24 protein-coding genes are annotated in these 22,230 nt (G+C 62.9%); 8 read left to right on the forward strand and 16 right to left on the reverse strand.

Translation table 11 applies throughout. From position 1 onward, the window contains the following. Positions 1–69: 69 nt before the first annotated feature. From AADW23_RS18445 to AADW23_RS18460, 4 genes are read right to left on the reverse strand one after another with little or no spacing between them, the layout of a single operon-like run. The gene (locus AADW23_RS18445) at positions 70–1,308 is read right to left on the reverse strand and encodes an NADH-quinone oxidoreductase subunit D (protein WP_341862407.1); all 1,239 of its coding nucleotides are present in this window, start codon (positions 1,306–1,308) and stop codon (positions 70–72) included. Beyond that, positions 1,305–2,210: a sulfotransferase gene (locus AADW23_RS18450; RefSeq protein ID WP_341862408.1), complete on the reverse strand. Its 906-nt coding sequence runs from the start codon at positions 2,208–2,210 to the stop codon at positions 1,305–1,307. Before AADW23_RS18450 ends, AADW23_RS18445 begins: the two co-directional genes overlap by 4 nt. Before the next feature lie 43 nt (positions 2,211–2,253). Then, positions 2,254–2,871: an NADH-quinone oxidoreductase subunit C gene (locus tag AADW23_RS18455; protein ID WP_341862409.1), complete on the reverse strand. Its 618-nt coding sequence runs from the start codon at positions 2,869–2,871 to the stop codon at positions 2,254–2,256. A 10-nt stretch (positions 2,872–2,881) separates the two neighbouring features. Continuing rightward, positions 2,882–3,415, reverse strand: a complete 534-nt coding sequence (locus AADW23_RS18460; RefSeq protein WP_068360244.1) for an NADH-quinone oxidoreductase subunit B — start codon at positions 3,413–3,415, stop codon at positions 2,882–2,884. 225 nt (positions 3,416–3,640) lie between these two features. On the opposite strand from AADW23_RS18460, the gene AADW23_RS18465 reads away from it, so the two are divergent. Together AADW23_RS18465 and AADW23_RS18470 are read left to right on the forward strand one after the other, a co-directional pair. Next, positions 3,641–4,651, forward strand: coding sequence for a DUF3137 domain-containing protein (locus AADW23_RS18465; protein WP_341862410.1), 1,011 nt, complete (start codon positions 3,641–3,643; stop codon positions 4,649–4,651). A 107-nt stretch (positions 4,652–4,758) separates the two neighbouring features. Then, positions 4,759–5,148 carry a hypothetical protein gene (locus AADW23_RS18470; RefSeq protein WP_341862411.1) on the forward strand — a complete coding sequence of 130 codons (390 nt, stop codon included), beginning with the start codon at positions 4,759–4,761 and terminating at the stop codon, positions 5,146–5,148. On the opposite strand, the gene AADW23_RS18475 is transcribed toward AADW23_RS18470, so the two are convergent. From AADW23_RS18475 to AADW23_RS18525, 11 genes are all read right to left on the reverse strand, one after another. After that, entirely contained in the window at positions 5,095–6,033 is a 939-nt protein-coding gene (locus tag AADW23_RS18475) for a hypothetical protein (protein WP_341862412.1), read from the reverse strand. The genes AADW23_RS18470 and AADW23_RS18475 overlap by 54 nt on opposite strands. 49 nt (positions 6,034–6,082) lie before the next feature. After that, entirely contained in the window at positions 6,083–6,448 is a 366-nt protein-coding gene (locus tag AADW23_RS18480; RefSeq protein ID WP_341862413.1) for an NADH-quinone oxidoreductase subunit A, read from the reverse strand. A 129-nt stretch (positions 6,449–6,577) separates the two neighbouring features. Further along, positions 6,578–8,128: an AMP-binding protein gene (locus AADW23_RS18485; protein ID WP_341862414.1), complete on the reverse strand. Its 1,551-nt coding sequence runs from the start codon at positions 8,126–8,128 to the stop codon at positions 6,578–6,580. A 166-nt stretch (positions 8,129–8,294) separates the two neighbouring features. Beyond that, positions 8,295–9,077 carry a crotonase/enoyl-CoA hydratase family protein gene (locus AADW23_RS18490; RefSeq protein WP_341862415.1) on the reverse strand — a complete coding sequence of 261 codons (783 nt, stop codon included), beginning with the start codon at positions 9,075–9,077 and terminating at the stop codon, positions 8,295–8,297. A 2-nt stretch (positions 9,078–9,079) separates the two neighbouring features. Then, the gene (locus tag AADW23_RS18495) at positions 9,080–9,934 is read right to left on the reverse strand and encodes a hydroxymethylglutaryl-CoA lyase (RefSeq protein WP_341862416.1); all 855 of its coding nucleotides are present in this window, start codon (positions 9,932–9,934) and stop codon (positions 9,080–9,082) included. Beyond that, on the reverse strand, positions 9,927–10,601 hold the full coding sequence (locus tag AADW23_RS18500) for a glutathione S-transferase (RefSeq protein WP_341862417.1): 675 nt from the start codon (positions 10,599–10,601) through the stop codon (positions 9,927–9,929). Before AADW23_RS18500 ends, AADW23_RS18495 begins: the two co-directional genes overlap by 8 nt. Next, complete coding sequence (locus AADW23_RS18505) at positions 10,598–12,538, reverse strand: acetyl/propionyl/methylcrotonyl-CoA carboxylase subunit alpha (RefSeq protein WP_341862418.1); 1,941 nt, start codon at positions 12,536–12,538, stop codon at positions 10,598–10,600. Before AADW23_RS18505 ends, AADW23_RS18500 begins: the two co-directional genes overlap by 4 nt. A gap of 130 nt (positions 12,539–12,668) precedes the next feature. Then, on the reverse strand, positions 12,669–14,273 hold the full coding sequence (locus tag AADW23_RS18510; protein WP_341862419.1) for a carboxyl transferase domain-containing protein: 1,605 nt from the start codon (positions 14,271–14,273) through the stop codon (positions 12,669–12,671). Between the two features lie 78 nt (positions 14,274–14,351). Further along, complete coding sequence (locus tag AADW23_RS18515) at positions 14,352–14,918, reverse strand: hypothetical protein (protein ID WP_341862420.1); 567 nt, start codon at positions 14,916–14,918, stop codon at positions 14,352–14,354. Further along, positions 14,915–15,217 (reverse strand): hypothetical protein, encoded by a 303-nt coding sequence (locus AADW23_RS18520; protein ID WP_341862421.1) that lies wholly within the window; start codon positions 15,215–15,217, stop codon positions 14,915–14,917. Before AADW23_RS18520 ends, AADW23_RS18515 begins: the two co-directional genes overlap by 4 nt. A gap of 103 nt (positions 15,218–15,320) precedes the next feature. Beyond that, positions 15,321–16,481: an isovaleryl-CoA dehydrogenase gene (locus tag AADW23_RS18525; RefSeq protein ID WP_341862422.1), complete on the reverse strand. Its 1,161-nt coding sequence runs from the start codon at positions 16,479–16,481 to the stop codon at positions 15,321–15,323. 477 nt (positions 16,482–16,958) lie between these two features. On the opposite strand from AADW23_RS18525, the gene AADW23_RS18530 reads away from it, so the two are divergent. Both AADW23_RS18530 and AADW23_RS18535 read left to right on the forward strand, forming a co-directional pair. After that, on the forward strand, positions 16,959–17,819 hold the full coding sequence (locus AADW23_RS18530) for a PhzF family phenazine biosynthesis protein (protein WP_341862423.1): 861 nt from the start codon (positions 16,959–16,961) through the stop codon (positions 17,817–17,819). Between the two features lie 146 nt (positions 17,820–17,965). Continuing rightward, on the forward strand, positions 17,966–18,406 hold the full coding sequence (locus AADW23_RS18535) for a TerB family tellurite resistance protein (RefSeq protein WP_341862424.1): 441 nt from the start codon (positions 17,966–17,968) through the stop codon (positions 18,404–18,406). Positions 18,407–18,552: 146 nt separating this feature from the next. Here the strand turns inward: AADW23_RS18535 and AADW23_RS18540 are convergent, their stop codons facing one another. Beyond that, the gene (locus AADW23_RS18540) at positions 18,553–18,684 is read right to left on the reverse strand and encodes a hypothetical protein (protein ID WP_341862425.1); all 132 of its coding nucleotides are present in this window, start codon (positions 18,682–18,684) and stop codon (positions 18,553–18,555) included. Between the two features lie 15 nt (positions 18,685–18,699). Here AADW23_RS18540 and AADW23_RS18545 point away from each other — a divergent pair, with 15 nt between their 5' ends. From AADW23_RS18545 to AADW23_RS18560, 4 genes are all read left to right on the forward strand, one after another. Then, a complete protein-coding gene (locus tag AADW23_RS18545) occupies positions 18,700–19,479 on the forward strand; it encodes an ATP-binding cassette domain-containing protein (protein ID WP_341862426.1) in 780 nt (259 codons plus the stop codon). Beyond that, positions 19,480–20,238 carry a transporter substrate-binding domain-containing protein gene (locus AADW23_RS18550; RefSeq protein ID WP_341862427.1) on the forward strand — a complete coding sequence of 253 codons (759 nt, stop codon included), beginning with the start codon at positions 19,480–19,482 and terminating at the stop codon, positions 20,236–20,238. It begins immediately after the preceding gene. 20 nt (positions 20,239–20,258) lie between these two features. Further along, the gene (locus AADW23_RS18555) at positions 20,259–20,987 is read left to right on the forward strand and encodes a transporter substrate-binding domain-containing protein (protein WP_341862428.1); all 729 of its coding nucleotides are present in this window, start codon (positions 20,259–20,261) and stop codon (positions 20,985–20,987) included. Positions 20,988–21,320: 333 nt separating this feature from the next. Next, positions 21,321–22,202: an ABC transporter permease subunit gene (locus AADW23_RS18560; protein WP_341862429.1), complete on the forward strand. Its 882-nt coding sequence runs from the start codon at positions 21,321–21,323 to the stop codon at positions 22,200–22,202. Positions 22,203–22,230 lie beyond the last annotated feature (28 nt).

The raw sequence follows: 22,230 nt of genomic DNA on the forward strand, positions 1-22,230 counted from the left end.
CCGAAGATAGCAAAAGGGCAGGCAACCCTCCGGTCCCCTGCCCTTTCAAATCACAAAGCCGTGCGGCGATTACCGGTCCACTTCGCCAAACACGATATCAAGGCTGCCCAGAACCGCCGAAACATCCGCCAGCTGGTGGCCCTTGCACAGGTGATCCATCGCTTGCAAATGCGCAAAACCCGGCGCGCGCAGCTTGGCGCGGTAGGGTTTGTTGGTGCCATCGGCCACCAGATACACGCCGAACTCGCCCTTGGGGGCCTCGACGCTGGCGTAAATCTCGCCCTCGGGCACGTGGAAACCTTCGGTATAAAGCTTGAAGTGGTGAATCAGCGCTTCCATCGACGTCTTCATGTCGCCCCGTGTCGGTGGCGTCATCTTGCCCCGCGCCATGATCTCTCCGGGCTCGTTGCGCAGTTTCTCGCAGGCCTGATGGATGATCTTGGTCGATTCGCGCATCTCGGCCATGCGGCACAGGTAGCGATCGTAGCAGTCGCCGTTCTTGCCCACGGGGATCTGGAAATCGAACTCGTCATAGCACTCATAGGGCTGCGCACGGCGCAAATCCCATGCAAAGCCCGAGCCGCGCACCATCACGCCCGAGAAACCCCAGTCCTGAATATCTTCCTCGGTCACCACGCCAATATCGACGTTACGCTGCTTGAAAATGCGGTTCTCCGACAGCAGCCCGTCGATGTCGTTCAGCATGTTGGGAAACTCGTGGGCCCAGGTGTCGATGTCTTCGATCAACTCTGGCGGCAGGTCTTGGTGCACACCGCCGGGACGGAAATAGGCCGCGTGCAGACGCGCCCCCGAGGCCCGCTCGTAGAAAATCATCAGCTTTTCGCGCTCTTCAAATCCCCAAAGGGGCGGCGTCAACGCGCCCACGTCCAAGGCCTGCGTCGTCACGTTCAGCAAGTGGTTCAGAATACGGCCGATTTCGCAGTACAGCACCCGGATCAGCTGGGCGCGGCGGGGCACTTCGGTGCCTGTCATCCGCTCGATCGCCAGGCACCATGCGTGCTCCTGGTTCATCGTGCCAACATAGTCGAGCCGGTCGAAGTAGGGCAGGTTTTGCAGGTACGTCCGGCTTTCCATCAGCTTTTCGGTGCCACGGTGCAGCAGCCCGATGTGCGGGTCGCAGCGTTCGCAAATCTCGCCGTCCAGTTCCAACACCAGACGCAACACGCCGTGGGCCGCGGGATGCTGAGGGCCGAAGTTCAGGTTGAAGTTCCTGATCTTCTGCTCACCGGTCTCGAAATCGGTGGAGCCGTCATCGTAGGTGTTCACGCGGATATCGCCGTCCATCATCTCGTGCGCCCTTGCAAGTTCTGTTCGTCTATCTCGGAGCCCGTCAGAGCCTCCGGCCGTATCGCGGTTTGCGCGTCCATGTCCCAAGCCTCGGGGATGGCCGCGCCTTCAAGCCCGTGTATCGCCCGATATGTCGGCCCATTCAACCAGCGAAGCGTCGCATGCTGCGCCTGCGTCATCATGAGCGTCTTTCCCGCACGCACCCGCTTTTCCAACGGCGCTTCCACATAGTCCACCTGCATAAAGTCGCAAAGCGCTTTTATCTGCGCCTTCTCAAACAGGGTCTCGTAATACATCACCTTCACACACTCTGCGGGCAAGGCACGAAGGCGCTGCAGGGTCGCGGCCATATCGCTCCGCTGCCAGATCACCTGACCCCGCCCCTTGATCATCTGCGCAATCATCCGGTCCGCCGCAGCGCTTGTCGCCTCGGCCGAGCCCGCCTCGCACTGCATCCTGATCTGCGACCACATGCGCTGCACCGGGTCGCGCATCACGAAAAGCAGTTTGGCCGGGGCAAATTCCGTTAACAGGCGCTGCAAATGCTCGGTGTGGAGGTTGCAGTAAGATGGCGTCAGATCGGCGATGCAGGTTTCATCGTTGCGCCCTTGGGTCAGCGCATCCAGATAGGCCGAGTGGTCGCCCTCCGGCGCATCATGCATCCGCACCAAGGCCCGTAATTCTGCAAGGTCAGGGCTGCCTTGCGACTCCAGTTCTCGCAAACGCTCTCGCCTGCGGTCAGCGAACCCGGCGCTGCGCGGCAGCCAGAGCGCATCGAAATAGTGCATTTCCTTGCAGGCAGGGACGTGGATCTGGGGGTGTTGGCGAAAATAGGCGTGCAGCCACGTCGTTCCGGCCTTCTGGGCGCCCAGACCAAACAGCACCATCGGGCGCGTCGCCATGGTCAGGTAGGCGCGGTGGCCAAGGCTTGGCCACCGTCAGTCATTAATCTGCGGCCTTCTCGTCCGCTTTCTCGTCACCGGGCAGCACATATTGCGCGCCTTCCCAGGGAGACATGAAATCGAACTGGCGGTATTCTTGCACCAGGCTCACCGGCTCATAGACCACGCGCTTGAGCTCTTCGTCATAGCGCACTTCGGTGTAACCCGTTGTCGGGAAATCCTTGCGCAGCGGATGCCCGCGGAAGCCGTAATCCGTCAGCAGACGGCGCAGATCCGCGTGGCCGGTGAACAAGATGCCGAACATGTCGTAGATTTCACGCTCATACCAACCCGCACCCGGATGCACCGACGAGATCGAGGGCAGCGTGTCCTCTTCCCGGATCGCCACTTTCAGGCGGATGCGGTGATTCTGGTACATGCTCAGGAAGTGGTAAACCACGTCAAAGCGGCGATCCCGGCTGGGGTAATCCACACCCGTGATGTCGATCAGGGTCGAGAATCGGCAGGTCCGGTCCGTCTTCAGGAAGTCGATGAAATCCACCAGATTGGCGGGCGCCACCGTCACGCTCAACTCGCCCACGGCGTTGATGTCCGTGGACAACACGTCGTCGCTGCGTTTTTCGGTCAGGAAATCTGCCAGTTCTTGCAATGCTGCGGTCATGTCTTTCCCCTCAGCGCGCGATGGTGCCAGTGCGGCGGATTTTCCGCTGCAACTGCAAGATGCCGTACAACAGCGCTTCGGCTGTGGGCGGGCAACCGGGCACGTAGATGTCTACAGGCACGATCCGGTCACAGCCCCGCACGACGCTGTAGCTGTAATGATAATAGCCGCCGCCGTTGGCGCAGGACCCCATGGAGATCACATAGCGTGGCTCGGGCATCTGGTCGTAGACCTTGCGCAGCGCAGGCGCCATCTTGTTGGTCAGCGTGCCGGCCACGATCATCACGTCCGACTGACGGGGGGAGGCACGCGGCGCGATCCCGAAACGCTCGGCATCGTAACGCGGCATGGAGGTGTGCATCATCTCGACCGCGCAGCAGGCCAGACCAAAGGTCATCCAGTGAAGCGAGCCGGTGCGCGCCCAATTGATGATGTCTTCCGAGGACGTGACGAGGAAGCCCTTGTCCTGAAGCTCTGCATTCAGGGCCTGTGTGGCGACCTCACGGTCAGCACCGGCATGGTTCGGAGTAGTTGCTACGCCCATCGTGGCTCATCCCTCAGTATCGTTCGTCTTCGGAGATACGGCTGCAACGCGCCGGGGTCAACGCAGGTGCGCAAATTGGTCGGCGTGACCTTGTCGCACCCCGCCCGCCCCTCCGCGCCGCCCGCCCCCCCGGCTGATGCGGGAAAACATCTCTTTGTCCCCGCGCTGAATAGAGGCAAGCTTGTACCCATCGCCCCTTCTTCCGGTTTACCCAAGGCCCACAGTATGAATTTCACCGAACGCAGCCCCATCGAGGACGGCTTTGCCACCGTCTTCCACGCCGACATCAAGCCGAAACTGCAGGAGTTGGAGTTCGACAGGCAGGCCGTGGCCCGCAAGACCCTGATCCAATGCGCCATCGCAGTCGCGGCCATCGTGTTGATCGGGCTCCTGCTCCTTTGGAGCTTCGGCGACGAAGAAGGCCCCCTCATCCCGGTCCTGATTGGCGTCGGTGGCGGCTATTTTGCCTTTCACTGGATCCGTTCGCGTGCAAACAGTCGATGGCGTGCGCAGGTCAAGGACATCGCGATTCCTACCATCTGCGCGCATCTGGGCGAGCTGACCCACAGCGAAAAGGGCGAGAACTTCTCGGTCGACACCATGGTCGAGATGAAGTTGCTTCCCGACACCGACTATAAACACCGCAACAACCTGCTGCGCGGCAGCCACAACGGCACGCGCTTTTCCATGGTTCATGCCCGGTTCGCAAATCAGGATGGCAACGGCCGCAGCAACCCCGTCACCGACCCACGGCTGTTCAAGGGCCTGCTGTTCAAAGTGGACCTACCGACCCCCGCGCCGGGTCGCATTGCCCTGATCCGAGACCGGGGCGCCCTCGGCAACAAACTGGCCGAGAAGCTGTCATTTGGCGGCGCGCGCTCGATGCCGAAAGTGGCCGTCAGCCAGGTCGATCTGGAAGAGGGGTTCGAGGTCTACGCAGAAAATCCGGAAAAGGCGCAGGCCTATCTGTCGGACAATCTGGTCAACGTTCTGTTGCGCATCGGCTATGAAAACGGTCAAGGGATGGGCGCAAAATCCTTCACGGCAGGCTTTGACAACGACACCTTCTACCTCGCCCTGCGCCGCGACAGCACCTTCTCAAAGGTGGGTGACCTCAACACCCCGGTGGGCGAGGTCGAGGATGATCTGCACAATGTCTTTGACACCATCGCGCTCGTCTACCACGTCATCGACAGGCTGAACCTTGCATTTGCGGCACCCGATGCAGCCTCTTGATCTGGCGGAAAACTAGGCCTGATCATAGGCCCGCTATGTCGGCAGGTTCCGGGGATGATCCCGGGCGGCACCCCTTCGTCCCTCACCGCCCCCAAAGGACCCCGCCCATGCCCGTCACCGCACGCACCCCCGTTAAACACGGCTTCGCCGCCCCCTACATCGCCACCACACAGCCGCACCTGGCTGAGGTGGAATTTGACCTTGAAACGCTCCTCAACCGGTCAACACAGCGACACCTGATGATCGCGGGCGCGGTCGTCGTGGCCTGCGTTTCGACCTGTATTCTCACCGTTGAACTACAGACGTTTCCGGTTCTGACGGCCGTCTTGGCCGCGTGCGGCTGCAACGCGCCGGGGTCAACGCAGGTGCGCAAATTGGTCGGCGTGACCTTGTCGCACCCTCTCCCTTACTTCCGGATTAATGGCCGCCTTGTGTCTGCCCCTTCAGGGGAGAATATCCATCGTCGTGACCAAGGGTCCCGCGCTGTAACACGATGAATAGCCCACCTCCGGGCACCGATCCGCGCCGCGCAGGCTATCGGTGACAATGCCCCAGACGTAGGGTGCGCCCTCGTGCCATCCGAAGATCCCCGACCCAGATCCTCCGCGGCCCAAATCGCAATCATACCGCGCCACATGCCATTCATCTCCGGGCTCGGCCAGGCGGCCAATGATCTCGTCCCCCACCAGATGCGAGGCCGTGGGCGGTACCCCGAAATAACGACAGACCTGCGCGTTAAATCCAGCAATCTCTAGGTTATCCTGCGGCCCCGCGATGTTGATCACCCTTGCGCCCTGCTCCAACACCATCGTGTCACGATCCGCCAGCGGCAGCGGCACCGCCCCGTGGGGCGCCCGTACGAGGGGCACGATCACCCAATCGTGGCGGGTAATCGCGATCGAGAAATGCCCGCCAAGTTCCTCAGGAATACCAAAGCGGCCCGATTTCATACCTTGCGGCCGGATCGCCACCGCGTCGCCCCTTGGGTGCAGCACCATGCAATTGATCCGGGACCAATCGGGATCGCCATCGTCGTGGTAGAACACATGGGCCGCTGACAGCATCCTTGTGCCATCGCCAATCAAAACCCCGCCCCCGGTGCCGCCGCCATTGCAACTGATGCGCACAACGGCGTTTTGGACGTCTTCCCAGCCGGGAAAGTCTTCTGGGGTGTCTGGGGTGAAACGGGCCAGCGGCACACGGTCATCGCGGCCGATGATGCCGGGCTCTGGCGCATTGTCGAGCTTGTCGGGCAAGGGCGGCTCGGGGACGCTCAGCACCAGTGCCGCAAAGGCCGTTCCTGCAAATAGCACGCTGGCGAGGACGCCTTTGGCGGAAGAGCCGCCGGGGACGCCTTTGGCGGAAGAGCCGCCCGAACTCACCGAAGCACCGTCAAAGGCGCGGCATCAGGAGGGAAACAGCCAAACCGGCTTACTCCCAGTCCAACGCGCCTTTTTTCCACTCGTAGGCGAAGCCGATGGTCAGAACCGCAAGGAAAACCATCATCGACCAGAAGCCCAGATCCGTCAGATCAGGGAAGGCTGTGGCCCAGGGGAACAGAAACGCGATTTCGAGGTCAAAGATGATGAACAGGATCGCCACCAGATAGAACCGTACGTCAAACTTCATCCGCGCATCGTCGAAGGCGTTGAACCCGCACTCATAGGCGCTGACCTTTTCCGGGTCCGGGTTGCTGACCGCTACAACCACTGCCGCAAGGATCAACACCACAGACAGGCCAATGGCCAGCCCAAGGAAAATCAGGATCGGGGCGTATTCAGTAAGCAGCTCGGACATGGTCGCTCCATGGATGCGGTACGGGATTGGGTTTACGCCGCCCACTGGGGGCGGTCAACGCCGCTCGGTGCGACGAAATGGGAGGGCGCGCCATCCGCGCCCCCCACCATTTGCCGGTTCGGCCCCGCGCTACAGAATCTCTCGCAACTCCCGGCGCAAGATCTTGCCGCTGGCGCTTTTAGGCACGCTATCGACGAAGCGGTACTCTACCGGGTGCTTGTAATGGGCCAGGCACCCTTCGCAATGGCTGCGCAAATCGGCCTCTGTCACCGCGCCCGAGGTCACGACAAAGGCAACCGGCAATTCGCCTGCCTCTGCGTCCGTGCGGCCGATCACGGCGGCATCGGTGACCCCTTCGCAGCCGCAAAGGGCGGCTTCCACTTCGGCGGGGGCGACCTGAAAACCTTTGTATTTAATCAATTCCTTCAGACGATCTCGGATGAACATGAAGCCATCATCGTCGATCTCTGCCAGATCGCCCGTGCGCAGCCAGCCGTCTTCCGTCAGTGATTCCGCCGTCGCCTCTACATTGTTGAGGTAACCTTTCATCACCTGTGGCCCGCGCACCCAAAGCTCTCCCTCCAGGCCAGCGGGCAAATCTTCCAGCGTGTCGGGGTCCACGATCCGGCACTCGGTCGAGGGCACCGCCTGCCCGCTGGAGCCGTGGCGGATCGAGTCGCCCTTGGTCATGTGGCTGATCGGGCTCATCTCTGTCATGCCGTAGCCCTGTACAGAATGCGCCCCAAACCGCGTGCCGACGGCGGCCTCGATCTCGGCCCCCAAGGGGGCTGCGCCCGAGAAGACTTCGGTGACCGAGGAGACATCGTACTCCTCCACCATCGGATGTTTCGCCAAGCCCAAGGCGACCGGCGGCACGATATAGAGGCGCGTTGCCTTGTGGTCCTGGATCAAGCGCAAGTACATTTCCAGATCAAACCTTGGCATCGTGATGATGACCGCGCGCTGGTTCAGAAACAGGTTCATCATCACCGTCATGCCGTAGATGTGAAAGAACGGCAGAAAGGCAATCGCCTTGTCCTTCTCGGTTATCCCCGACATCGAGGCCGCCTGAACCACATTCGCCACCAGATTTCGATGGGTCAGCATCACGCCCTTGGGCTTGCCCGTGGTGCCGCTGGAATAGGGCAACACGACCACGTCTTCGGCCCAATTGCCGGGGACCTGCTCGGGCATCTCGGCCCCCATGATATCGGCCGCGCTCAAGGCGCCGTTCTTGCCGTCGCCATCCAGCACCACCAGATCACGGCAGTTGGTGCCGACCATGGCGGTACGGGCGGCTTCCTCAAAGGCGCTGATGGTGACAAGCATCACCGCGCCCGCGTCGTTGAGCTGGTGCTTGATTTCGGGGGCCGTATAGGTGGGGTTGATCGTCGTGATGGTACCGCCGCCCCAAGCCACGCCGTGGAACAACACCGGATATTCGGGAATGTTGGGGGCCAGAATTGCCACCGTACCGCCGGGCAAAACGTCCTTCGCGGTCAAGCCACCTGCCACGGATTTGATCCGCGACATCAACTCTCCGGCGGTGGTTTCCTTGCCCGAGGGCCCGTCGATCACGGCGACCTTGTCTTCTCGCCCCGAAAGGCCCTCGAACAAAAGTTGCGTCACCGATTGGTCCGGCACCGAGATATCGGCGTAGCGGCTCTTGAAAATAGCCATCGTCTTCCTCCCATTCCGGCAGCTCTTTTGGCGCCGATAAGGGCCTACGATGGGCGATCAAGGCGCGCCCTGTCCATAGTCTTGCGCGCCTTTGCCTCGAAAGCGGGTCTTGCTGCCGAAACCGCTGTCCCCCCGCTTGCGGGTCAGGGGGGATCTGTTCCGGCGATCAGCCTTCCAACCAGCGCGGCTTGCGCTTGGCAAAAAACGCCTCGATCCCGTCCGAGGCCTCCTGGCTTTCCCAACGGCCCACCAAGGCGTCAATCGTCGCCGTGATTTCGGCCTCGGAAACGCGCCCGCCCAGGGTCGCAACCAGCGCTTTGCCTTCGGCGACCGCGCCGGGCGCGGCGGAAAGATAGGGCTTCACTTCGGCCTCTATCGCGGCGTCCAGATCGTCCTCGGCCACCACCTTCGCCAGCAACCCCAGGTCCACCGCCTCGGCCGCGCTGAAACGGCGGCCCGAGAAGAACACCCGTCGCGCCCGTGTCGCGCCCATGCGGGCCACCACATAGGGCCCGATTGTTGCCGGGATCAGCCCAAGGCGCACCTCGGTCAGACCGAACTTCGCCCCTTCCACGCCGATGGCCACGTCACAGACCGACATCAACCCGATGCCGCCGCCAAAGGACTGCCCCTGAATACGCCCAATGAGGGGCTTGGGCAGGCGGTCCAACGCCCCGAGCATTTCCGCCAGCGCCCGTGCTTCCCGTGCCCTTGTGGGGCCATCGGCGGCCATCTGGTCGCGCATCCAGCCCAGATCGCCCCCGGCGCAGAAACTCGCGCCCGTGCCCGTCAGGACGACGACCCTCACGGCGGGATCTCGGCCCAAACGCTCTGCGGCCTGCGTCAGCTCTGCAATCATCGCGGCGTTCATGGCGTTGTGGACATCCGGGCGGTTCAGCCTCAGCGTCGCCACGCCTCTCTCATCAACGCGTACCTGCAACGTATCCATTTTCAGCCCTCCCTCAATGTTCTTGCGAAATCAGCCGCTTGGGCGATGATCTCGGCGTTCAGTCCAGTCTCGAAACCACGTTGACGCAGATGCGCTTCCAGCCTTTCCGTGGCGACATTTCCCGCCGCGCCGGGCGCATAGGGGCAACCGCCAAGCCCGCCCACAGCGGCGTCAAAGACCCGCACACCCCGGGCCAGCGCCACGTCCACATTCTCTAACGCGCGTCCGCTGGTGTCGTGAAAGTGTCCCGCCAGTTTTTCGGCGGGCAACTCCTGCACCACCGCCTCCAGCATCTTGTCCATCCGTTCCGGCAAACCGCGCCCGATCGTATCGCCAAGGGACACCTCATAAGCGCCCATCTCGCGCAACGCCGCCACCACGCGGGCCACGTCGCCGGGCTCGGTTTCCCCGTCAAACGGGCAATCGGTGACGCACGACACATAGCCCCGCATCCGCATTCCATCGGCCTTCGCGGCCTTGGCCACATCGGCAAAGCGCGCCATGCTTTCGTCAATGGTCGCGTTCAGGTTCGCCTTGGAGAACCCTTCCGAGGCGCTGGCGAAAATCGCGATCTCGTCCGCTTTCGCCGCCACCGCCCCGCCATAACCGCGCATATTCGGCGTAAGCGCCGCGTAGCTGACCCCTTCAGCGCGCGTGATCCCGGCCAAGACCTGCGCCCCGTCCGCCATCTGCGGCACCCACTTGGGCGACACGAAAGACGCCACCTCGATCCGGGTGAACCCCGCGCGCGACAGCATGTCGATCAATGCCACCTTATCGGCGGTCGAGATCATGCGAGCCTCATTCTGCAACCCATCGCGGGGGCCAACCTCGAATATCTCTGCGCGGTCAGTCATCTTGGGGCACCTCGTAAAAATCCTTTGCATAGAATGCCTGCGGTCCCTCGATCCGGGCTGCGGCCTGAAAACCGGGGCGGGTTTGCAGGCGCTCCCAATAGGCTTGCAGGTTTGGCCAGGGATCAAGGCGCACGTAGTACGGCGCTGCGAACAGGTTGAACCCCAACATCGCATCCGCGGCCGAGAATCCCGAGGGCAGAAAATACTCCCCCGCAATCATCCCATCCAGCGCCCTCAGCGTGTCGGCCAGCCGCAGGGTGTTTAACTTGACTACGGTGCCCGAGGGCTTGGCCGGGGGCCGCAGAAACAGGTGGTTCAGGTTCAGCTGCTCAATGAGCGAGGCCATCGTTTCCGCAAACCCCATCGCCTCCAGATAGGCCACCCGATCTTGGTGGCCGGGCGCACGGCCAAAGCCATGCTCTGGACGGCTTTCGCAGAGGTATTGCAAGATCGCCGCAGATTCGAAAACGGTGATCCCGTCGATTTCCAATGCCGGGATTCGGCCCGCCGGAGATTGCGCCAGAAACCCTGGCGCGCGCATCCCCTTGGTGCCAATCTGATAGGTCACAATCTCGGGCGTGATCCCCATCTCTTGCAACAGCCACAGCACCCGGAAAGAGCGGCCCCACGGAACATGGTGCAGACGCACGAGGGCCGCGTCGCTCATGCCTCGTCTTCCAGCACGATCAACGCCGCGCCCGCGTCCACCTGCGCGCCGGCCACAGCCATAACCTCGGCCACGGTGCCATCGCGCCCGGCGGTCAGAACATGCTCCATCTTCATCGCTTCAAGCACGGCCAAACGGTCGCCCGCGCTTACCTGCGCGCCCACTTCCACGAAGACGGCTTTCACCAGTCCCGGCATCGGCGCCACGATATGGCCCGCCGAGGCCCCCGGCCCCGTCGTCACATCCAACGGATCGGGCAACGTGAAGTGGTAGTTGTTGCCCCAAAAAACCGACAATCCAGCCCCGTGGCGCACCACTTCAGCCGCCACCGGCGTGCCGTCCACGGCCCATTGGGTGTCGCCCTCGGTTTCCGTCCATGTCACCTCATGGGTGGCAGCGTCCGAAACAACTTGCGCCCGACCGGGCCCGGAAATTGTAACCTTCAGCGTCTCGGGCTCCTCCTCGAACGCCAGCACGACCGAGTGCTCCAGCGGCGCCCACAGGTTGAACCCCTGCACCGGGTCGTCCTCCATCCCCAAGGCCTCCACAGCTGCAACGGCTCGGCAGCGCGTGCAGGGCTCGGGTGCTTTCGACAAAGCCTCGACCTCTCGGTCGATCAGGCCGGTATCCACTTCCCCGCGCCCGAAACCTTCGTGCCTCGCCAAGGCTCTCAGAAAGCTGAGGTTGGTGACAGATCCCGCCACCTGCGTGTTCGCCAAAGCCTTTTCCAACCGCGCCAGGGCGATGGCGCGTGTGGGGCCGTGTACGATCAGCTTGGCGATCATCGGATCATACCACGGGCTGATCTCATCCCCCTCCCGCACGCCGGTGTCGGCACGGGCCCCTTCAGGAAATGCCAAATGGGTAAGCGTCCCCGTCGCGGGCAAGAACCCCTTCGGCACATCCTCTGCGTAAAGGCGCGCCTCAAAGGAATGCCCATCAATCGACAGGTCTTCCTGCGCCTTGGGCAAAGCCTCTCCGCTGGCCACGCGCAACTGCCATGCCACTAGGTCCACCCCGGTGATTGCTTCCGTGACCGGATGCTCCACCTGCAAGCGCGTGTTCATCTCCATGAAATAGAACCGATCCGCCTGTAACCCGTCGCTGGCGTCCACGATGAACTCCACCGTGCCTGCGCCCTTGTAGCCGATCGCCTCCGCCGCGCGGACCGCCGCCGCGCCCATCGCCTGGCGCATGTCCTCGGTCATCCCGGGGGCGGGCGCTTCCTCAATCACCTTCTGGTGGCGGCGCTGAAGCGAGCAATCTCGCTCGAACAAATGCACCGCCCTTTCGCCGTCTCCAAAGACTTGCACCTCGATGTGCCTGGGGGTGGAGACGTATTTTTCGATCAACACCGCCTCGTTGCCAAAGGCCGTGGCCGCCTCTCCTTGAGCACTGGCCAGCGCGTCGGCGAATTCCTCCGGCGCATCGACACGGCGCATGCCCTTGCCGCCGCCGCCCGCCACAGCCTTGATCAACACCGGATAGCCGATCTCACTGGCCCTCTCGGCCAATCCTTCCTGCGACGCGCCATGATAGCCCGGCACCACGGGCACGCCCGCCTCCACCATCAAGGCCTTCGCCGCATCCTTCAGACCCATCGCCCGGATCGCTTGGGCAGATGGCCCGATAAACACCAATCCCGCTGCCTCCACCGCATCGACAAACTCCGGGTTCTCCGACAAAAACCCGTAGCCCGGATGCACTGCCTGCGCGCCCGTGCGCAACGCCGCCTCGATGATCACCTCACCGCGCAGATAGCTTTCCTTGGGCGCCGCCCCGCCAACATGCACCGCCTCATCGGCCATCTGCACGTGGCGTGCCCCGGCATCGGCGTCGGAATACACCGCCACCGTCCGCACACCCATGGCGCGGGCCGTGTCCATCACCCGGCACGCAATCTCACCGCGGTTCGCGATCAATACCTTCTTAAACATCCTCAGCCCTTTCCGAGCACTCAATCCCCGCCAATCCGACCCTGCGCCCCCGCGCCCGGCCCAAGGAAACGCACAACGCTCCCCCTTCACCTTGGCCCATACAACTCAATCCCGAACCCTCAGCCCGCACCTACATCCTGAACAAGCCAAACTTCGTCTCCTCAATCGGCGCATTCAACGCCGCCGCCAGCGACAAACCCAACACTTCCCGAGACTTGCGCGGGTCAACAACCCCGTCATCCCACAGCCTCGCGCTGGCATACAACGGATGCGACTGCTCCTCGAACATGTCGATGGTGGGCTGCTTGAAGGCCGCCTCCGCCTCCGCAGACCAGCTCTCCCCCGCCCGCTCCATCGCGTCGCGCTTGACCGTGGCCAGAACCCCCGCCGCCTGTGCGCCGCCCATGACCGAGATCCGCGCGTTCGGCCAGGACCACAGGAACCTTGGCGAATAGGCCCGCCCCGCCATCCCGTAGTTGCCCGCCCCGAAGGACCCGCCCACCAACATCGTCACTTTTGGCACCGCAGTCGTCGCCACCGCGGTCACCATCTTGGCGCCGTGCCGTGCAATCCCCTCGTTCTCATACTTCCGCCCGACCATGAAGCCGGTGATGTTCTGCAAAAAGACCAGCGGGATCTTCCGGGCCGAGCACAATTCCACAAAATGCGCCGCCTTCTGTGCCGCCTCGCTGAACAACACGCCATTGTTGGCGATAATGCCCACGGGCAGGCCCATGACTTCGGCGAAACCGCAGACGATCGTCTCGCCGAAACGCGCCTTGAATTCGTCAAAGTAACTGTCATCCACGACCCGGGCGATGACCTCTCGAATGTCATAGGGCGTGGTCAGGGATCCAGGCACTACGCCCAACAGCTCGTCGGGGTCATAGGCTGGCGGCCGCCCGCCCAATGTCACGCCATAGCTTTCGCTGAACCCTTCCAGCGACCCCACGGCGCGGCGCGCCAGGGCCAGCGCATGGGCGTCGTCCTCTGCCAGATAGTCCGCCACGCCAGACAGGCGCGTGTGCACGTCGCCGCCGCCCAAATCCTCGGCCGAAACAACTTCTCCCGTGGCCGCTTTCACCAGCGGTGGCCCGGCCAAAAAGATCGTCCCCTGCTCTTTCACGATGATCGACACATCGGCCATGGCGGGCACATAGGCGCCCCCCGCGGTGCAAGAGCCCATGACCACGGCAATCTGCGCAATCCCCTTGGCGCTCATCCGGGCCTGGTTGTAAAAAATGCGCCCGAAATGGTCTCGGTCGGGAAAAACCTCATCCTGGTTGGGCAGGTTCGCCCCGCCACTATCGACCAGATAGACGCAGGTCAGACCACATTCCTCGGCAATCTCCTGGGCGCGCAAATGCTTCTTCACGGTGATCGGGTAATACGTGCCGCCCTTCACGGTGGCATCGTTGCAAATCACCATTACCTCGCGCCCATGCACCCGGCCCACACCGGCAATCACACCGCCACAGGGCGCCGCCCCGTCATAAAGCCCATGGCCCGCCAAAGCCCCAACCTCCAGAAACGGCGATCCCGCATCCAGCAGGTTCGCCACGCGCTCCCGGGGCAGCATCTTGCCTCGGCCCACATGCCTTTCCCGAGACCGCGCCCCGCCCCCCGCCGCCGCCAATCCGGCCGCCTCCGAGATGACATCCAGCGCCTCCAGATGCGCCGCGCGGTTGACTTTGGCCTGCTCCGAGCCGCCGATGAATTGAGAGTTCAGTTTCACAGTTTCATTCCCTTTCGCCCGCCCGATCCACGGCGGCACCTAATCCAAATCCTGTTGCGCCGTGCCCGCGCCGCGCCGCTATTGCGCGGCGTCCAAGTCACTCAACACGGCCCAATCCAACGGCCCCAGGACCCCCATCAACCGTGCCACCTGCCAGGCATGCACCGCCTCTTCAAACTTCAACGCGGCCTGAAAACTCTCGCACCACAAGGCGCGTCTGGCGTCCCATCCCGCGCAGGAATCCCCCGCGTCCTGGCCATGGGCCAAGGCCCAGACCCTCTCGTACAATGGCGCCAACGCGCCCCCCCCCACAGCTTCCGGCTCTGGCAACAGCGCCCGCATCTGCGCGCCTCTGGCTTCAAACGCCGCCCGCAGCCGCCGCTGGCAGTCCATCGCCCCGGTCGAGACCTCACAGATCCCCATCGCCAAGTAGCCGCAATGCTGCACCCAATGGGCATTCATCGCCCCGATCTCCCAGTCCGCCCCGTAACCGGGGCCCCGCACCGCCCCTTCAAACTCCGCCATAGCCCCCGGCAAACAGACCCCAAACCTTGGCGTCTCCGGTGCCCCATCTCCCCACGACTGCGCCGCACCCTCGCCGGTGCCCAGCGCCAGAACCCCGCAGAGCACCAGCCACAACCTCACGTTGCATCCTCCCCTAAGATCAACGCCTCATCCACCGGCTCCCCTCGGGCGTCGACCGCCACGAACCACGCTTCCGATCCCTCGGCCTCGCAGATCACCATCAACCTCACGCCCTCCACACCCGCCGGCACGCCGTAGCAATCACTCAAATCACCCCCGGTCTCCGCCACATAGACGGCGCCGTGCCGCGCGATGATATCCCCCTCCGAGATCGGTGCCGATAGAACGCCCAAGTACAACCCGAACGCCCCCGCCAAAGCCAGCGCCGCCGCCAACGGCAAGATCAGCCCCCGGGTCATCACGCGCGCATCTCCTCCCCTGCCCGCAAGCGCAAAGCCCGCAAACCAGACACAACGCCCCCGTTCACCTTGGCCATACAACTCATCGCAACAGCTGCCACACTCACATCATTCCCATAAGTTCCCGCCCGACCAGCATGCGCCGGATCTCCGACGTCCCGGCTCCAATTTCCATCAGCTTGGCATCGCGGAACATCCGGCTCACGGGCGCGTCGTTCATAAACCCCGCGCCCCCCATGGCCTGCACCGCCTGATGGGCCACCTTCATCCCCTCTTCGCTTGCGTATAGCACACAAGCCGCCGCATCCTGGCGTGTGACCTGCCCCCGGTCACAGGCCTTGGCGACCTCGTAGGCGTAAGCGCGCGCCGAGTTCATCGAGGTATACATATCCGCAATCTTGCCCTGCATCAGTTGGAAATCCCCAATCGACTGCCCGAACTGCTTGCGTTCCTTCATGTAAGGCATGACCTCATCCAGACAGCCCGCCATGATGCCGATGTTCACGCCCGACAGCACCACGCGCTCATAATCCAACCCGCTCATCAGCACGCGGACACCGCGTCCTTCTTCGCCAAGCACATTCTCGAACGGCACTTCCACGTCTTCGAATACCAGTTCCGCCGTGTTCGACCCGCGCATACCCATCTTGTCGAAATGCGGGCTGGTGCTGAAACCAACCATCTCCTTTTCGATGATGAACGCGGTCATCCCCTTGCTGCCGGCCTCCGGGTCCGTCTTGGCATAGACAACCAACGTGTCGGCATCGGGCCCATTTGTGATCCAGTACTTCGTGCCATTCAGCACATAGCGATCGTTGCGCTTTTCTGCCCTCAACGACATCGACACCACGTCCGATCCCGCGCCCGCCTCGGACATCGCCAAGGCGCCTACGTGTTCACCGGATACCAGTCGCGGCAGGTACTTTTCCTTCTGCTCGACCGAACCGTTCAACTTGATCTGGTTCACGCAAAGGTTCGAATGCGCCCCGTAGGACAACCCGATCGAGGCAGAGACCCGGCTGATCTCTTCCACCGCCACCAGATGCGCCAGATAGCCCATACCCGCGCCGCCATAGGCCTCGTCAACGGTCACGCCCAAAAGGCCCAACTCACCCATCTCGGGCCACAACTCGTTGGGGAAAGCATTGTCGGCATCGACGGCGGCGGCCATGGGCTTCACCCGCTCCTGCGCCCACGTATGCACCATGTCACGCAAGGCATTCACATCCTCGCCCAGATCAAAACTCATCGAACCCAGAAACATCGCCCATCTCTCCCGGTAATTGAACGCTCGTTCATTTAATGGCACAGCCCCCGCGTCCGAGTCAAAGGATATTGCCTCCCTCAAGCCCGTGCCCCCACCGCGCGCACCATAAGGCTTTGGCGCAACACCCCATTTTTCCGCGCTATAGAGGCTTTTGAAGATCTTCACCGGGCGTGGGTCAACACCCGCCCAACTTTACGGCCCTGTGGCCGTGTTGCCCCAGACCGCCCCCTCATTGGGCGCAGGCGCACGGCTCGGATCGCGCATATCTCCGACCCGCCGGGTGACGCCGGTGGGGGCAATCCCGTTTCAAAGCGGGCCCGCTTTTCTTTACGCCGCAATACCGCTGCCACCCATTCCGCAGCCCCCGCCAGACAGAGGCCCCCGGCAATGACACCTATCACGGATCGTCATGGCCCCCGCCCTTGTGCACCGCGCCCAAGCGCGTAACCCTGTGCCCAAAGCGCAGGAGGTCTCATGCTCAATTTCCATATCTATGATGTCTTCACCGACACGGCGTTTACCGGCAATCCTCTGGCCATCGTCGAAGGGGCAGACGGCCTGACCACGGCGCAGATGCAAACCATCGCGCGGCAGTTCAACCTGTCGGAAACCATCTTCATCCAGACGCACGATGACCCTTCGCACACCGCGAAAGTACGCATCTTTTTTCCCACTGCGGAAATCCCCTTCGCGGGGCATCCCACCATCGGCTGCGCCCTGCATCTGGCCAACGGCGCCCCCACCGTCACCCTGGAGGAGGTCGCAGGCCTCGTGCCCGTGACCATCTCCGATGGCACCGCCGAATTCACCGCCCCGATACTCCCCCGTGCGCTGAACACCACCCCAGACCGCGCGACCATGGCCGCGGCTCTCGGGCTGGCTGAACACGATCTCGCGCCCACCGCGTTCGGGAATTTTGAGGGTGGGCCGTCCTTTCTCTACGTCGAGCTCACCACGCTCGAGGCCCTGTCCCGCTGCAAAATCTCCGAACCCGCCTTCTCGGAAACCCGCAAGACTGCTGGCGACACCGGCGCGATCTATGCCTATGTGCCCACCGGGCCAAATACGATCCAAGGCCGGATGTTCGATCCCCCCGCTGGCATCGCGGAAGATCCCGCCACAGGCTCTGCCACGGCCCTTCTGGCGGGCCACCTGCACGCGACCGGGCGCTTGCCCGCCTCCGGCACAACCACCTTCACCCTGCGCCAAGGGGTCGAAATGGGCCGCCCCTCGGACCTGCGGCTGACCATCGACACGGCCTCGAATGCCCTCACCGCTGTGCGTGTCGCGGGCCAGGCGGTTCCCGTGGCCTCCGGCCAGATCCGCATCCCCTAAGACGCCTCCGCCCGCGCTACCGCCCCCTCCTCGGCGCTGTCACATCGGCCCACGCCACCGAAAAAATGTCGTCCTGCACCGCAGGGCACTTCTTAAGGGCGCTCCGGGGCCTTCCCCCCGCGCCACGCCGTGCCTATAGTCGACCGATGATTTCAGATCTGCTCAGCCGCCTTCTGGCCCCCGCCCCTGAACCGCTTCCCCAAGCCGACGCCCGCCTTGCGCTTGCCGCCCTTCTGGTGCGTGTTGCCCGTTCCGACGGGGATTACGCCGCCGTGGAAATCGCCCGCATTGATGCGCTTCTGGCCGATCGCTACGGGCTTCTTCCGGGCCAAGCCAAGACCCTGCGCGCGCAGGCCGAGGCGCTCGAGGCTCAGGCCCCCGACACCGTCCGTTTTACCCGCGCCATCAAGGAGTCGGTTGATCATGACGACCGTCTGGATGTGGTCGAGGCGCTTTGGGACATTGCCCTTGCCGATGGCGAGCGTGACGAGGATGAAAACGCCCTGATGCGCCTGGTCGCCCCGATGCTCGGCATCAATGATCGCGACAGCAATCTGGCCCGACGCCGGGTCGAGGCAAACCTTTAAGGGACTATGCAGGCCTCCGCCCGCCGCCTCCCCCCCGGCCATCTCCGCCGGGGCGCACCGGTCCTGACCATGTGCGCCACCGTCCCGATATGTCTGCGTGCCCAAACCCGGGTGGCTTGTGATGCGTGCGACACCCTCCCCCCCATTTAGGTTTCGGCGACCACGGCCATGGCCGCAAGCTGGCCCGGCATACGGCCGAAATCGACAACTTCCCCTGCGGCACCCACCCCTTGCCCGTTGCATTTCTTGGCCATTTCGGCACAACTCAGACGAAACATCAGGGACAAGACCACGTGACAACCGCCTCCCCCCCCGTGATCGAGATCAACGGATTGCACAAAAGCTTCGGTACGCTCGACGTGCTCAAAGGCGTCGACCTCTCCGCCCATGCGGGCGATGTGGTGTCGCTGATCGGCTCTTCGGGGTCGGGGAAATCCACGCTTCTGCGCTGCGCCAACCTTCTGGAGGACAGCCAGCAGGGCGAGATCATTTTTGAGGGCGATCCGATCCGTTGGACTGGCACCGGCGACAACCGACGCCCCGCCGACTCCGAGCAGGTCCGCCTGATCCGCACCAACCTGTCGATGGTGTTTCAAAGCTTTAATCTATGGTCCCACATGACCATTTTGCAGAACGTCATGGAAGCGCCGGTTACGGTTCTGGGCGAGGATAAGGCCGAGGTCGAAGACCGCGCGCGCCGCCTGCTCGACAAGGTGGGCATCGGCGCGAAATGCGACGCCTGGCCGTCAGAGCTGTCCGGCGGGCAACAGCAACGCGCCGCCATCGCGCGGGCACTCTGCATGGAGCCGCGCGCCCTGCTGTTCGATGAGCCGACATCGGCCCTCGATCCCGAGCTGGAGCAAGAGGTGATCCGCGTCATCCGTGATCTGGCCGAGGAAGGCCGCACGATGATTCTCGTGACCCACGACATGCGCATGGCCCGCGATATCTCCTCTCACGTGATATTCCTGCACCAGGGCCTGATCGAGGAACAAGGCGCCCCGGCCGAGCTGTTCGGCCACGCCAAATCCGCGCGGCTGCGCCAATTCCTCAGCCACTCCGACGCCGCCTGAATGCCGCGCTTTCTGGCTCTTGTGCTGGCCGTGATCGCCCCCCTGTGCGCCAAGGCTGAAACCCTGCGCCTCGCCACTTCTGCCGCCTATCCGCCGATGATAATTCACAACGGCGCGCCGCCCGTCAGCGGGCTCGAGGGCGATCTTCTGGCTGCCCTTTGCGCCCGCGCCGGGTGGGATTGCCAGTGGCAAATCATGCCTTTTGATGCGATCTTTGTGGCGCTGGAGGCAGGCGAAATCGACATTGCGGCCAATTCCCTTGGCTATACCGCGGCCCGAGCGGCGCGCGTGCACATGACCTGCCCCTATCGCCCCTCCTCATCCGATGGCGCTCAGGGGACGTTCTATGTGCTCGATCCCTCCCATGACCCTCGCAGCGGCCCGATTGCAGTGCTGCGCGAAACGCTGCACGCCACCGCGCTGGCGCGTGCCGGGCTGGAGGCGCGTCCGTTTTCCGACGATCACACCGCGCTCGATGCCGTCGTGGCGGGCGACATTCCCGCCTATTTCGGGGCCGACCCGGCGGTCGAAAGCTACCCCGACCGGGGCCTTCTTGCCGCCTCGGGCGCGATGGCGATCGAAAGCGGCGGCACCTCTATCGCCGTAACGCCGTTGCGTCCCGACCTCGCGGCAGAGGTTGACGCGCAGCTGGCAAATCTATCCCGTGACGGTACCATTACGCGCCTGACCACCCTCTGGACCGGGACGGGCGTAGACGACCCAATCGCTCTATGCGACATTGGCCTACCAATAAGCTAACCAACAGGGAGTATCCCAAAATGAAAAAACTGATCCTCGCCACTACGGCACTGACCATGACCGCTGGCATGGCCTTGGCCGATGGCCATTCCGTCGTGCGCATGGGCACCGAAGGGGCCTACCCTCCGTATAACTTCATCAACGATGATGGCGAAGTGGACGGTCTGGAACGCGCTCTGGGCGATGAACTCTGCGCCCGTGCCGAACTGACCTGCGAATGGGTCACCAACGAGTGGGACAGCATCATCCCGAACCTGACTTCCGGCAACTACGACACGATCATTGCCGGCATGTCGATCACCGACGAGCGTGACGAAGTCATCGACTTCACCCAAGCCTATATCCCCAACACACCCACACTTTTCATGGGCATGGACGAGGATCTGGAACTGGACGGCGCGGTTATCGCGGCTCAGACCAACACGATCCAGGCAGGCTACATCGCCGAGCTGGAGAACGTGACACTGATCGAATTCGCCACCCCCGATGAAACCGTCGCGGCGGTACGCAACGGCGAAGCGGATGCCGTATTTGCCGACAACGACTTCATCCTGCAAGTCGCAGCCGAAGACGATGACTTGATGATCATCCTCGATCCCGTGACCCTCGGCCAGGGCGTTGGCATGGGCCTGCGTGAAGGCGATGAACTGATCGCCGTCTTTGATGCTGCCATCACCTCGATGAAGGAAGACGGCTCTCTGAACGCGCTCCTGCTGGAATGGTTCGGCGAAGACGCCATCACCTGGTAGGGCCGCTTCAACGCAACAATGAAAGCGCGGGCTGCTGAAGGCTTGGCTCGCGCTTTCAATCCTCCGGACCTTGCGGATTGCGACCTACCTGACCTACGTGCTCTGCGACAAGCTCTACAGGGCGCCGATCAGCGGCCTGCTTATTGCCTTGACCCTACTATACCCTCTACCGTTGGGCACTCTGCCTCTCGTCCGCAACTTCGCGCTCGGCGCGCGCATCATCGGGATCATCGACCACCTTCACCCTCCTCACACCGCCCAGTTTTGAAACGCCCCCCCTTCGCGCTTCACCTTTTTATAAATATCGAAAAAACGGCCCGCTCCACACACCCCATGTTCAGCTTTTGCTCCGATCCCTCCACCCTCGACACGTTCCGCTGGTTCAGCTGCTACCTGACCAACGGCGTTCATATCCTGTTTTATCAGAGCTTTCTGACCGTCGGCCTGCTGCTGTTAATCGCCGCCCCCCTGTCGCTTGGCATCGGCTTTGCCGCCGCCACCGCCAGCCGCGCCCGTAACCTGCCCGCGCGACTGATCGGCAAAACCTACACCGCCATGGTGCGTGGCGTGCCCGATATCGTGTTCTTCCTGTTCTTCGTGCTCGTGCTGGATCAAGGGATCGAATACATCCGCCATATCGTAACCTGCCCCGACTGGGACGAGCCGATCCGCCAAGGCGCCAACTTCCTCGTGTGCGACGCGGCCCGCACGCCCCAAGGCAACGCCCCACAATGGGTACATGAAAGCTACAACTTCGCCCTGGCTACATTCACCTACGCCATCGTCTTCGGCGCATTTTGCGGCAACGTGCTCTACGGCGCGATGGGCGCTGTTCCCAAAACTCAATTGGAGACCGCAAGCGCATATGGCATGTCTCAACGGCAAATCTTCTGGCGCATCTTGGTGCCGCAAATGTGGGTCTACGCGCTGCCGGGCCTATCCAACATCTGGATGATCCTGATCAAGGCGACCCCCCTGCTGTTCCTCCTGGGGATCGAAGATATCGTCTACTGGGCCCGTGAAATCGGTGGCTCTCGCAATTCCCGCTTTGCGTATCCGCACCCGGATTGGCGCTTCTGGTACTTCCTTGGGCTGTTGATCTTCTATCTCTGCTTCACTCGTGTGTCGGAACTCGTCCTCTCTCGCCTCACCCACCGCCTCTCCCGGGGCCAAGCCACCGCGGGCGGCGAAGCCCTGCGCAAGGCCGCCCCATGAGCGCCCGCCGCCCCGCTCCGCCAAAGAC

Origin of the sequence: Gymnodinialimonas sp. 57CJ19, from assembly GCF_038396845.1 — a bacterium.
Classification (GTDB): Bacteria; Pseudomonadota; Alphaproteobacteria; order Rhodobacterales; family Rhodobacteraceae; genus Gymnodinialimonas.